This window comes from uncultured Caulobacter sp. (assembly GCF_937900395.1).
Taxonomy (GTDB): Bacteria; Pseudomonadota; Alphaproteobacteria; order Caulobacterales; family Caulobacteraceae; genus Caulobacter.
The window spans coordinates 1-12,578 of the sequence record NZ_CALCDX010000101.1; the positions used below are offsets into that span (position 1 = coordinate 1).

At 64.7% G+C, this 12,578-nt stretch carries 12 protein-coding genes; 5 read left to right on the forward strand and 7 right to left on the reverse strand.

What is annotated here, in order from left to right; genetic code table 11:
• Positions 1–251: 251 nt before the first annotated feature.
• Positions 252–1,028, reverse strand: coding sequence for an SDR family oxidoreductase (locus Q0379_RS08775; protein ID WP_299007192.1), 777 nt, complete (start codon positions 1,026–1,028; stop codon positions 252–254).
• On the reverse strand, positions 1,025–1,354 hold the full coding sequence (locus Q0379_RS08780) for a nuclear transport factor 2 family protein (protein ID WP_299007195.1): 330 nt from the start codon (positions 1,352–1,354) through the stop codon (positions 1,025–1,027). Before Q0379_RS08780 ends, Q0379_RS08775 begins: the two co-directional genes overlap by 4 nt.
• A 152-nt stretch (positions 1,355–1,506) precedes the next feature.
• Here Q0379_RS08780 and Q0379_RS08785 point away from each other — a divergent pair, with 152 nt between their 5' ends.
• Entirely contained in the window at positions 1,507–2,409 is a 903-nt protein-coding gene (locus Q0379_RS08785) for a LysR substrate-binding domain-containing protein (RefSeq protein WP_299007198.1), read from the forward strand.
• On the opposite strand, the gene Q0379_RS24170 is transcribed toward Q0379_RS08785, so the two are convergent.
• Entirely contained in the window at positions 2,326–2,523 is a 198-nt protein-coding gene (locus Q0379_RS24170; protein ID WP_366519307.1) for a DUF418 domain-containing protein, read from the reverse strand. The genes Q0379_RS08785 and Q0379_RS24170 overlap by 84 nt on opposite strands.
• Before the next feature lie 581 nt (positions 2,524–3,104).
• Between Q0379_RS24170 and Q0379_RS08790 the strand changes: the two genes are divergently transcribed.
• Both Q0379_RS08790 and Q0379_RS08795 read left to right on the forward strand, forming a co-directional pair.
• The gene (locus tag Q0379_RS08790) at positions 3,105–4,649 is read left to right on the forward strand and encodes a methyl-accepting chemotaxis protein (protein WP_299007200.1); all 1,545 of its coding nucleotides are present in this window, start codon (positions 3,105–3,107) and stop codon (positions 4,647–4,649) included.
• A 69-nt stretch (positions 4,650–4,718) separates the two neighbouring features.
• Entirely contained in the window at positions 4,719–4,961 is a 243-nt protein-coding gene (locus tag Q0379_RS08795) for a hypothetical protein (protein WP_299007202.1), read from the forward strand.
• 66 nt (positions 4,962–5,027) lie between these two features.
• Here the strand turns inward: Q0379_RS08795 and Q0379_RS08800 are convergent, their stop codons facing one another.
• Positions 5,028–5,996 carry a GAF domain-containing protein gene (locus tag Q0379_RS08800; protein ID WP_299007204.1) on the reverse strand — a complete coding sequence of 323 codons (969 nt, stop codon included), beginning with the start codon at positions 5,994–5,996 and terminating at the stop codon, positions 5,028–5,030.
• Positions 5,997–6,585: 589 nt separating this feature from the next.
• On the opposite strand from Q0379_RS08800, the gene Q0379_RS08805 reads away from it, so the two are divergent.
• Positions 6,586–6,825, forward strand: a complete 240-nt coding sequence (locus tag Q0379_RS08805) for a hypothetical protein (protein WP_299007206.1) — start codon at positions 6,586–6,588, stop codon at positions 6,823–6,825.
• A gap of 16 nt (positions 6,826–6,841) precedes the next feature.
• On the forward strand, positions 6,842–7,837 hold the full coding sequence (locus Q0379_RS08810) for a hypothetical protein (RefSeq protein WP_299007208.1): 996 nt from the start codon (positions 6,842–6,844) through the stop codon (positions 7,835–7,837).
• 237 nt (positions 7,838–8,074) lie between these two features.
• Here Q0379_RS08810 and Q0379_RS08815 read toward each other — a convergent pair whose 3' ends face one another.
• From Q0379_RS08815 to Q0379_RS08825, 3 genes are read right to left on the reverse strand one after another with little or no spacing between them, the layout of a single operon-like run.
• Complete coding sequence (locus Q0379_RS08815; RefSeq protein ID WP_299007210.1) at positions 8,075–9,592, reverse strand: PepSY-associated TM helix domain-containing protein; 1,518 nt, start codon at positions 9,590–9,592, stop codon at positions 8,075–8,077.
• On the reverse strand, positions 9,592–10,155 hold the full coding sequence (locus Q0379_RS08820; protein ID WP_299007213.1) for a hypothetical protein: 564 nt from the start codon (positions 10,153–10,155) through the stop codon (positions 9,592–9,594). Before Q0379_RS08820 ends, Q0379_RS08815 begins: the two co-directional genes overlap by 1 nt.
• A complete protein-coding gene (locus tag Q0379_RS08825) occupies positions 10,152–12,479 on the reverse strand; it encodes a TonB-dependent receptor (RefSeq protein WP_299007215.1) in 2,328 nt (775 codons plus the stop codon). Before Q0379_RS08825 ends, Q0379_RS08820 begins: the two co-directional genes overlap by 4 nt.
• Between the last annotated feature and the right edge of the window lie 99 nt (positions 12,480–12,578).

Consider the following 12,578-nt stretch of genomic DNA (forward strand, 5'->3'; position numbering starts at 1 on the left):
CGAAGACAGGCCGGCGATAGCGGCGGCGGCGATCAGGATGCTGCGGAACGAACGGATCATGGGGGCGTCTCCTTGTAAGTATTTTGCGATATTCCTTATCGCGATAATATTTATGTAGCGGCAACATTCGGCCGCGTCCAGTGAAAAATTATCGCGATATATATTTCCGCTGCGAGCGGGAGATCGCTATCCGAGACGCCTTCTTGAAGGCCACACCCTGGAAGCCCAGCCTGGATAGCGACCTCAGACGACTAGATCGTGGGGATCGTGCCGCCGTCGATAACGTACTCCGCGCCATGAATGGCCGAGGCGCGGTCCGACGCCAGGAAGGCGATCAGCTCCGCCACCTCCTGGGGCTTGGCCGGCTGGCCGAGCGGGATGCCGCCGAGGGCGTCTAGGATACTCTGCTTGGCCGCTTCGAGGCTGCCGCCCGAACTGTCGGCGATCCGCCGCATGAGATCGTCCGCTGCTTCAGTGTGAATCCATCCGGGAGACACGACGTTGACGCGCACGCCCTTGGGCCCGACCTCCTTGGACAGCGCCTTGCTGTAGGTTGTGAGGGCGGCCTTGGCGGCGGCGTAGGCGGTGGTCGACTCCGGCAGAGGAAGTGTCCTCTGGATCGATGAGACATGGACCACCGCGCCACGGCCACGCGCGAGCATTTGCGGCAGCAGCGCTCGGTCGAGACGAACCGCGGTCATCAGATTGAGGTCGAGTTCCGCGGTCCAGTGCGCGTCCTCGAGCGCGGCGAAGCCGCCGCCCGGGGAGGACGAACCGCCCAGGACGTGAATGAGGACATCGACGCCGCCGAGACGTCCGATCGCCGCCTTGGCCAACTGTTCCGCGCCTTCCGGCCGCGTCAGGTCGACTTCCACGACAGACGCGCCGGCGGGGGCGTTGGCGGCGCTACGGGCGGCGGTGACGACGCTCGCGCCGCCTTGCAGCAGGCGTTCGACCGTCGCGCGTCCAGCACCCCTGGTGCCGGCGGTGACCACGGCGCGAACGCCTTCGAATTCGACCAGGCTCACGGCGTGATCTCCAGGTCGGCGATCTTGTCGTCCTCCAGGACGAAGAAGTAGCGCAGGTCCGTGGGGCTGCCGGGGAAGTCGCCGACCAGATGAGCGGTCACAACGATGCGGCCCTTGTCGACGGCCATCCCGAACGGTTCGACGCTGTAGGCGTACTTCTTGGACGACTGCTCCTTCCAGCGACGGATGGAGTCGCGCCCCACGTAGGTGTTGCGCTCGTCGCGGACGACCGCTCCGCCCGTGAAGCACTGGGCGGTGGCGTCGGCGTCCTTGCCTTTGTCGGCGTCGAAATAGCGGGAGATGGGGTGAGGCAACTTGAGGGTCATGGCGGCTCCTTTCTTGGGGAAGGGGAGGGCGGCCCAAGCGTCGCTTTCCGTTGCGATGGGTCTTGGACGCGTCCGATGAGCTCAATTTAGAGCTGGACCAGCATCCAGATAATCGGGACAAATCGGCATGTGGTGTTGCTCTGGAGGGGATAATGGAGCGCCTCAAGCTGATCGAGCTGGAAGCCGTGCTGGCGATCGCTCGCAGAGGATCCTTCCGGGCGGGCGCGCTGGATCTGGGCTTGTCGACGACCGCGTTGAGCAACACGGTCGCCAGGCTCGAACAACGGCTTGGGGTGCGGGTGTTTCATCGCACGACCCGCAGTGTGTCTCTGACGGACGCGGGGCGGGCGTTCGTCGCGCAGCTAAGTCCAGCGGTGCAGAGCATCCATGACGCGGTGGAGGCGGCGCGGTCGCAGCAGGACACCCCGTCCGGCATGCTGCGCATCAATGCTTTTCCGAGCGCCGCGCGGGAGATCTTCGAGCCGCTGATCCTGGATTTCGCGCGCGACTATCCACAGGTGCACGTGGACTTGGTTACGGAGGGCAAGCTGGTCGATATCGTGGCCGACGGCTTCGATTTCGGCATTCGGCGCGCCGATCTGGTTCCGAGCGACATGATCGCTGTGCCTCTGGGCCCCCCTCGCGGTCACGCAGTCGTCGCCTCGCCCGACTATCTGGCCGAGCCGCCTCACGTTCCGGCGGATCTGCTGCGCCATCCGTGCATTCGGGTTCGACTGCCCAACGGGGCGCTGCTTCGCTGGGGATTTGAAAAGGCGGGGGAAGTTATCCAGCTCGATCCCGAGGGCCCCCTGACCCTAGATGAAACAAGTCTCGTACGCGCCGCTGTCCTGGGCGGCATGGGCATAGGCTACCTGATGGAAGCGGATGTCGCCGACGACATCGCCGCCGGTCTAATGGTCCGGTTCCTGACGGACTGGACCCCGCCGATTGCGCCGCTTTGCCTCTACTATTCAGGCCGCCGAAATGCTTCGGCCGCGTTCAGGGCGTTGGTTCAAACTGCGCGTCGGTACGCCTTGCGCCAAACGGCGGCATAGCAAAGGCTCATTTTCACCGCAGCAGGGGCGACCATGGGCCAGGGAGCGCCACACCCATTCCAACGGGGCGTACGAGAAAATGCGCAACCACAGCGCGCCGGCCGCAAGGTTCAATATCCAGATGATCGACCCGCGAAAACTTCGAAGGTCGGACTCATCGCTTTGGTTCGGAATGTCTGCTTCCTGCGGGCTGGATCGGGCAAGACAGCACGTCTGTCGCCGCTGCGCGGTGGCTTAGCGCGCAGGCGCCTCAAAATCGCTCTGACGCGGAAAAGCGAAGAGTAACGACCAGCCCGGGTCTTGGGGAGCGAGGCCGCAAGGCGCGCGCGGAAGTCCCAACTCTTGCGCGGCGCGCTGCCCCCGACGGTATGGCTTCGGCGAAGACCGGACAGGCGCATTTCTGCCGGGACGGTCACGATAGTGCGAATAGCGCGGAATGTGTCTCACCCATGAGACAGCAATCGTGGGCGCGGCGTCTTCATTAAAGGGTGGGTAAGGGTTCGCTGACACTGATTTCATCAGTAAAATAAAAATATAATCCCATTCGTCAAGGCGATCGTTGAGTGATAATCCTGGTGTTGGATTGTATCTACTCAACATTTGTCATTGGGGGGGATGGGAAGCGCCGAGATTTCACTGGGGGCGATGTGAAATTCGCATAGGCCTCCACAGAGGAAATACGAAAGGAAACGCCCGTGTCCGACATTCAAACAAAGATTGTGACTTGGAACACACATGACCGCGAGCTCGGAGAGGTGGTGTACGAGCGCGCTGGGAAGCACCTCGAAAGCGCGCTTCTCGCCGCCTACCGCGTCATCGACCCCGCCCTGCCGGCGCTGCCCGCTGACGTCTGGGAAAATGAGAAGAGAAAGTTTGCGTTTATCGCGAGAGGGAATTTCCCTGCCGAATACTTCGAGCAGCAGGCAGTCATTACACAGAACATCTCCAGCAGTCTCGATTTCGCGACGTACCTCAGCAAAACCTATGCGGCCTACGCCGCCGGGCTGGCTTCGGGGCTCGTGAAGGAGAAGCGTTGGAACGAGAAGAATTCAGACGATCTGATGCTCAGCCTGATGCGATCGGTGTTTTCCGACGCCAGCGTCGTCATGTTTTACTATTTCCAGGTGCTGAACGCGAAGGCGGACGAGGAGCGCGCGATCGTCGAGGCTGAGCGCAAGGCGCTCGCCGACGAACAGGCCGCTGTGGTCGACACGCTGGCCGACAGCCTCAAGCGTGTGGCTCGGGGCGATCTCACGGCGCAGATCGTCGCGCCGTTCAGCGGGCGCTACCAGCAGATCAAGGACGACTTCAACGCCGCGATCGACAGCCTTCGCGTGGCGATGGGCGGGATCTCGGTCGCCACGGCGGGGCTGCGGGCCGGATCTGACGAGATCGCCGACGCCTCAGATGACCTGTCTCGCCGGACCGAGCAGCAGGCCGCTAGCCTCGAGGAAACCGCCGCCGCGCTCGACGAGATCACCGCGACCGTCAAGCGTAGCGCCGAGGGCGCAAAGCAGGCCTCCGCGGCGGCTTCCGGGGCCAGGATAGAAGCTTCCAAGTCCGGCGAGGTCATGGAAGAGGCCGTCAGCGCCATGGGCGAGATCGAGCAGAGCTCGAAGAAGATCACCAACATCATCGGAGTGATTGACGAGATTGCCTTCCAAACCAACTTGCTCGCCCTGAACGCCGGCGTAGAGGCCGCGCGCGCCGGCGAGGCCGGACGCGGGTTCGCGGTCGTCGCTCAGGAGGTCCGGGCCCTCGCGCAACGCTCCGCCGAGGCGGCCAAGGAGATCAAGGATTTGATCGCCGCCAGCACGGCCGAGGTCGAGCGGGGGGTCCGGCTGGTCGGGGATACGGGCAAGGCCCTGACCGGCATCGTGACCAAGATCGCCGATATTGACGCCCTGGTCTCTGAAATCGCTCAGTCGTCCCAGGAGCAGGCCACTGGGCTCAACCAGGTGAACACCGCGGTAAACCAGATGGACCAGGTCACCCAGCAGAACGCGGCCATGGTCGAAGAAGCCACGGCGGCGGCCGCCAACTTGAAGTCGGAAGCCGTCGAGCTGGAGAGGCTTGTGGCGCGCTTCGAGACTGGAAAAGCCGCGGCCGCGCCACGCCCGGAACTGGCTGAGGCCGGTCGCCACGCGCCCGGCCGCAACCCCGTCGCCGCCTCTCAGGCGCGACTGGCGGCCATCGTTCAGCCCGGCGCAGCCGCGCATCAGATCTGGGAAGAGCTCTGATCGCCGCGATATCGATCGCCCCGCAACGCCCCGAGCCCACCACGAGGGACCTGCACAGCAGGATTTTCCATGCCCGCTCAGAACGACAATGACCGTGTGCCCACACTGACCTCTCAGGACATCGTAAAGCTTTTCGCCGTCACGTTTCTGCCGCTGTGCGATGCGCTCGCGCGGGAAGGCAGTGTCGATAAGTCCGTCCTATCGGCGCAGATCTCCACGCTGTCAGAATCCGAACAGCCGGAGAGCTGGGCGCAGGTCGCCATGGCCCTAGCCACCGTCCTGCAGCGACCAACCGCCTCAGCGATGCAGTAGGGAAACGGCGCGGGATTTGGCGGCGCCCTGGTCGCGAACACGGGCGCCGTCGCCCCGCCGGCGGACCTAGGCGCGGTGGGCCAGCCCCAATCGGTCGAGCTTCCTATAGAGGGTTGCTCGACTGACGCCCAAAGCCTTGGCGGCGGCCGACACGTTGCCTGACGTCCGCGCCAAGGCGTGCTGCACGCCTGAACGCTCAAGATGGATGAGGCTCTCGTCGAGGCGGGACTCGGGAAACAAGAGCTCGTCCACGTGCAGCCTGGCCAGGATGCGCTGATCATCCAGATGGTGAGCCAGGCGCGCGCTGCGAGTGGCGCCGATCACCAGATCGTCGCGATCGACCGCGAGTAAACCTCCGCCGTGCTTGTGACAGTCTACGAAGATCAGGCGGGACTGCGGGAACATCCGCTGAAAATGCTCTGCTTCGATCCGACGGGCCGCATCGGCGACCGAGGCGAGGATGAGGTCGACAAAGCCTTCGGTGCAATCGACGCGACAGGACGACACATCAATGGCGGCGGCCAAGCGGCCTTGATGATCATAGATCGGCGCCACGGAACAGCTCATGGCGATATTGCGAGCGCGAAAATGCTGATCGCGGTGAATCGTCAGGGCGCGTTCTTCGGCCAGGCACGTCCCAATCCCGTTGGTGCCTTCGACGGCCTCGCTCCAGATGGCGCCGGTCCATAACCCCCAACGCCGAAACGTCTCATCATCGGCTTCGGCGCCGCGCCGATCGACCGGCACGCCTTGCTGATCGGTGAGCAAGACGCAACAGCCGTTCGCGCCGATCGTCCTGAAGAGACGGTCCAGACTCGACTGCGCGGCCGAGATGAGAGGCTCGATACGTTGCTGAGCCTCTCGGAGTTCGCTCGAGGTCAGCGTGCATGGCGCGCTAGCGTCTTCTGGAGACAGGCCATGGCAGGAGGACGATCTGATCCAAGATGCGGCGAGCGCGGACCGGGCGGCGGCCGAGCCATCCGCCAGGACGCCCCGAATACGCTCAGAATGCCGTCTCTTGGCAATTTCCAGCATCGCCCTCTCCCGTCTGCCCTCAAAGACCGGCCCGTTTAAGTTTTGTCAGACGAGAATTGTAATCGGTATTCGGCGCCGCTTCAGCCGTGGCACTTGGTCACAGCCAAGCAATGAGGCGTCAAATTTCAGGAGGCGGGCCGCCGTTCCGTCTATGGAGGCGAGTTGTTGCTCTTGGACTGCAAGACCTCGCGCCCCCGGGCGGCTCGACATCGTCGATATCGACCCCGCCTTCTCATAGGCTAGACCAAGACTGACGGCTCATCTGCCGGCGGCTGACACTGCGCGCCCAGGCGGCTTGGCTAGGCCCGACGTGATGATCTCCTTGGCGGCTCCATGATCGCGAGCGCGCCCGCGGCGCGGCGCTTCGAGTCAAGCCGCGACTTTAGGTCGAGGTGCGGTAAGGTTATCGGAATTACTGAAGTTTTGCTTCGTCAATATTGTATTGTTTTGGGTGCGTCACAAGGGCGCGGTTGCTTTTATGTATTCGTTATTCATTTTTCGCCGATTTTCTTCATCGCGCTAGACGATATTTTTGACCCATCGCTGCTCGCTCTCAACGGCCGGCGACGAACAATGACAAGGAGGACGCATGAGCGGCGAATTGCCTCTCCCCGCCAGGAACGACGCCTGTTGGCGCGACGTGGCCACGGGTCGGATTAATCGGCCTTGGAACATGCTGGCGATGAAGATCATGATGACGCGCATTGTCAGGGAAACCGGCGTCGATCCTTCGGCGTCCAATGTTGGTCGATGCGCCGACGAAATCTACGAGTTCTTCGAAAAAAACCTCAAGATCGCCCAAGCCGATCTTGCCCTGATCTGTAGCTAGTGGGCGAGGAGTGATCATGTCCAATACAAAACTGGTGACCCCTACCGAAGCCGCTCGCCTGATCGAGGCGGGGCGAACCCTGCTGCTGGCCGGCGACGAGACGATACTTTCGTCATTGCCCAACGGCTCATGGATTGGCGGCACCGCGGCCAACTTCATCACCGCTGACGGCGGTGTCACCGATCAGGCTCACGTCCTGGTGACCGACATCACCGACTATGCCGCTTCGGTCGATGTCCGGGTCTACGACGAAGCCTCTCTTCCCACCCTAGGCGACGACTATTCCGACCGTGGCTTCTCCGTGATCATCTTGCCGGGCATGAGCGCCATCCACTCGGCCTTCGCGCGCAATGTCCAGGGCTACGCAGGCGTCTTCAATTCTCCGCTGATCGGCTGGATCGCCGGCGTTCACCTTTCGGAAGTCGGCGTCCGCGCGCCCAAGAGCTTTGCTGGAGACGGCCTTACGCGCGGCGGCGAGGCTGTGGTCATGCATGTTACGCTGCCGCAAGGGTTGTCGGCCCACCTCGACATCATCAATCTCTTCAAGCAGGGCGTCGGCCCGGCCATCGAGTTCGACGGCGAAGGGTTCGAGGTCGAGGGAAACTGCCGGATCGACGGCAAGGCCGCCAACCTGGCTCGCTTCATCACTGACCAAGGCGTCGACACCCAACTTCCCCTCGTCGCCGACTTCAATGGCGCGATGATCAACGTCTCGATCCAGTCGGTTGATGTCGAGGCGGGCCGCGTGACGCTCTACGCTCCGGTTTTCAAGGGCGTGACCTACCGGTTCGCGGAACCCATCTCAGACTACGTCGCGGAGTTCGCGCGCCAGGTGGGGGAGAAGGCCGAACAAAGCACGGTCTTTTCCTGCAACTGCATCTTGAACTACGCCTATGCGAATCTCGAAGGAAAGCGGACTGGCGACTTCGTGGGGCCCGTGACCTTCGGCGAAATCGCCTACATGCTGCTCAATCAGACGCTCGCCTACCTCACGGTCGACAAGGTCCACTAGTCTCACCTGGCCGAGGGCGTCGCAAAGGCGCGGCGCCCTCTGGCAACGACACCGCCTATGACCGGTACACGAGGCGGGCGCGCCGGCATGAAAGCTGGATCAGGCCCGGGCCTGGTTGTAGTGCGCGGCATCGCGAGGACCCTATGGGGCTTGTAAGCTACGAGATGGCGATGACCGCTGGAAGATGAAAATCCGCTTATTGTACGGCGCCTCCCTGGCTCGCCGGCCGGAGCTTCGTTAGCGCCTGATGAGGTATCCCCGGGGCAGGGTGGTTAACGCCAGGGTCAACGCCGCCGCGAGCAGCGCGGCGTCTATCGCCCAGCCGATCGGATCGGCCATAACGCTGACGTATGACGCGCTGTGCGCGATGGCCGTCAGGGCGAGGAGGCCAGCGCTGATCCGACGCAGCATGATGGACAGTCCGCGTGGAGTCCCGAAGACGGCCGAGCCGCATGCGAACAGGGTCGCCAAACCCCAGACCGCCACCGGGGCTGGGGTGGGTGATAGCAGGCTGACCAAGGCCGAAAGAGCGTAGGCGAACGGCTGGCTCCAGGCGAAGGCTGTCCAGAGCCGCTCCCAGCCCGGCGCGGGCCGGCCCTTGTCGCGGTGCCGCGCCAGCCAGATCGCCACGCCGCTGGCGGTGACGGCGGTGAGGCCGAGGCCCAGAAGGAAATAGGCGATCTTCACTGGCCACCCGCCGAACCAGCCGAAATGCAGCGGGGTCATGGCCGACAGCACGCGGAAGCCCAGCGAGCCGCTCTCGTATCCGACCTCGCCCAGAATCCGGCTTTCTCCATCGACGACGACCGTCTCGCCACGCGACAGACGTCCCTCGGTGGCGAGATTGATGATGGCGTGTTGACCGCGTTCGCCGGGGTGCTCGACATAGATGTAGGTTGGCTGGGCGTCGGGATAGCGAGCCGCGATGTCGGCAAGCGCCGAGCCAACGTCGATGACCTTGGCGGCCGGTCGTGGATCATCAACGACGGTCGGGCCTCGGAAAAGCGCGTAGGCCTTGCTGGCGTCGCCCTTGAAGGTGGCCAGCGCGAGGACGCCGACGATGATCGTGGTCAAGCCAAGGAAGGCCCCGGTCAGCGACACGGCGAGATGGAAGGGCAGGCCCCACACCGAGATGCGATTGTGCAGATCGGCCTCCTGCAGGCGCTTGGAACCGCCCCAGCGGAAGGCGAAGGCGTCCCTGAACACCCGCGGATGCGACAGTACGCCCGAGACCAGCGACGACAGCAGCGCCACGCCCGTCAGCCCGACCACGAACCCGCCCCAGGCGCGCGGCAGGTGCAACACCGTGTGGAGCTCGGTCTGGAATTCGGTCCACGGCGTTTGCGCCTCGCCGACCAGCCGGCCGGCCTGGTCGGCGACATAGGTGCGTTCGCCGCCGGCCGCGTCGTCGCCATGAACGCTCAGGCGCGGATGGTCGGGCGTCGGGAGGCGCACGAGCAGGTCATGGGCCTTGGGGTTCTTTGCCAGTGTCGCCTGGACAGCCGCGTCCACCGCACTTGGCGAGACGGCGTGCAGAACCGGACCTTCCGGCCGCTCCCAGCGGGTGAATTCCTGGGTGAACACCGCCACCGATCCGGAGAAGCAGACAAGATAGATCAGGGCCGCGAAGGCCAGGCCCAGGGCCGAGTGACCGGCCAGCATGGCGCGCACGAACTCAGCGGGAATCTTCGGCCAGATCGGTTTGCCTGCCGGTTTGGTCTTCGCGGCCGCGATCTTGTCGGGAGAAGCGTCCATCACAGCGCCCCCTTCAGAAAGGCTGCGCCCAGGGTCAGGGTCGCGACGCTCGCCAGCACAGCGAAGGCCCGGAGAATCTTGTCGTCGGACAGTGTCCAGGCCATGCCGCCCGCCCACAGGAACGGCACGATCAGCCCGCCGATGACCATCCGGGTCTGGATCTGGCCGGGTGCGCAGATCGCCACTGCCAAGCCGCAGCCCAGGGCGGCCACGCCCGCCAGCGGGCCGGCCAGGAAGCCGCGCAGCCAGCCGCGCCAGGCGACGCGGCGGCGGTCCGAGGGTTCGGGCGCCAGCTCTCGCGCGGCCTTCTTGCGGGCGGTCCGGCGCTCGACGCCGGTCGCCACGAAGGCGAGGATCGCCGTGGATCCCACCGCCAGCATGGCGGAGGGCCCTCGCGCGGGTCCCATCAAGGGGGCCGAGACGCCGATCGCCAGAGCCATGAGGCTCCAGCCGCCGAGAATGAGCCAAGGCCGCCGCGGGCTGGGTCCGTCCCAGGCGCGTTTCAGCAGAGCCGCGCCAGCCAGTGGCAGTGGGCTCAGGGCCAGAACCCAGAGCGCGCTCACCAGCGCGTCTCCAGAGTCAGGCCCAGCACGCGGGGCTCGCTCAGCAGCGCGACACCGAGATCGGCGCGCGTGTACTGGGCGTAGGTCGCGTTCAGCAGGTTCCGGCCGTAGACATAGGCGCCCCAGTGGGCGCTCTGGTAGCCGAAGCGACCGTTGAAGATCACGCGCTTTTTGACGACGTCATCTTGCGCCTGCTGCAAGCCGGCCGAGGAATAGCTGCTGGACCGGTAGTTCCCGTCCAGGTGCGCGATCAGGCCGTTGGACCAGCGATGGTCGGCGCCCATCGCCACCGTCCAGTGCGGCGCGTAGGGGAACTCCGATCCCGCCAGGTTGCGCGTGTCGACGCCCGAAGTGATCGCGAAGTCGTCGAACTTGGTCTTGGTGCGCCCCAGCGAGGCGTACCACGACAGGGCGTCGGTGACGCGCTGGGCGACTTCCAGCTCGAACCCATAGAGGTGTGACTTGCCCGCGTTGCGGACCTCGTAGTCGTAGCTGTTCAGGCCCAGGTTCACCGTGACCTGCTGGTCCTTCCAGTCGACATAGAAGGCGTTGGCGTTGACTGTCAGGGTCCCGTCCAGCCAGGCCGTGCGCAGCGAGGCTTCGTAGTTCCAGGTGTACTCGGGATCGTAGGCGACGACGGTCGAGCGGGCGATGTTCACCGTCGAGCCGCCGGAGCGATAGCCGCGCTGAGCGACGAAGCTGGTGTTGATGTCCGGCGTCCAGTCGTACTTGACGCCGACCTTGGGCAGGAAGGCGTTGAAGGTCCGGGCGGTCTTGGGCGCCGATGAGCCCGCCTGGGCCACCATGTTGGTGACAAAGGCGTTCACCAGGGTCACGTAAGGCGCGTAGGCGCCGAAGGCGGAGGGGGAGGGATAGGCTCCCGTGAAGCGGGCGACCTGGGTGCTGGCGCTGGTGTTCTTCTCGTGGTCGTACCGGAAGCCGCCCAGCAAGCTCAGCTTGTCGGTCAGGGCGTAGCTGGCGTCGGCGAAGATGGCGCTGGTTTCGATCACCGAAGGCTGGTCGCCCGCGTAGTCCACGGGGATCACGGGCAAGGCCGCGATGTAGAGATTGGCGAAGGCGTTGGCCTGGGCGGAGGCGGCGGCCTGCTGGGCGGCCGTGGGGCTGGGGACGCCAGCCAACAGGGTCGAGGTCAGGGTGTTGACCAGGGTCGCCCGCGGGAAAGCGACGTTGACCTGGCTGGTGGTCTTGTCCTGGGCGTCGCGCTTGGCGTGATAGAGACCGATCAGGCCCTTCAGGCGCTCGCCGTCATGGTTCAGGCGCAGTTCCTGGGACGCGGTGTCGGTGTGTTGGCCGCGCGCGCCGTAAGAAATTCGAGCCGCCGCGAAGTCGAGGTCGTAGGTGGCGTCGGTCTTCACCGTGTTCAACGAGGCGATCGCGTTTAAGGTCAGGGTGTCGCCGAGCTTGTAGGCGACGTCGGCCGTCAGGATGTCGGTCTTGGTCTTGGTGCGCGTCGGATCGCCCGACAGGTCCACCCGGTGTTTGTAGAATTCCGGCGTATCGATCCGGGCGTAGGTGAACTGGTAGCCCGCGTCGCGGTTGCTGTGGGCGTAGGTCAGGGTCGCCTTGAGATCCGGGAGCGCCGTCGGTGTGAACAGCAGCTTGCCCCGAACGGTCAGGCTGTCCAGCGCGTCGATGTCGCGCTTCAGCGTCGGATTGTAGATGAAGCCGTCGCTGTCCTTCTTCTCGACCGCGGCGCGGAAGGCCAGCTGATCGGCGACGATCGGGCCGCCGGCCGCGAAGGCGAAGGTGCGCTCGTCGCCGCTGGCCAGGTTCACGCGGGCTCGGAACTGCGGCGTGTAGGTCGGGTTGGCTGAAGTGATGATCACCGCGCCGGCCAGGGAGTTGCGGCCCTGCAGGGTGGATTGCGGACCCCGCAGCACCTCGACTTGGCCGATGTCCCACATCTCCAGCGGGCCGCCATAGACCGCTTCGATCGGCAGGGCGGCGCCGTCGACATAGACCGTCGCCAAGCCGCCGGTCCCGCCGCCCGAGACGTTCATATTGCTGACGCCCCGGATCGTGAAGCCGGTCTTGCCGTAGGTCTCGCTCATGTTCGCCGTGCGGGCGACCACGTCGTAGAAGGTCTGGATGTTCTCGCGCTCGATGCGGGCGGCGGTGGTGACCGCGACGCTCGTGACGGTCTGTTGCAGCGAACGTGAGGTCTTTTCGCCAGTGACCACGACGGCTTCGACGGCGGTGGACTGGTCATCGCTCGTCGGCGTGGCGCCGACCTCGTCGGCCCAGGCGGCCTGAGCCAGGCTCAAGATCGTGAAAGAGCAAGCGGTCAGCAGACAACGACGCATGGAAACCCCCGGACGAAACATGACCGAGGGCGCTACTTTAGATAATATTGCAAGTCAATCGCATTTGCATCTGAGCGCGCGAGCTGGGCGGGTCACGGC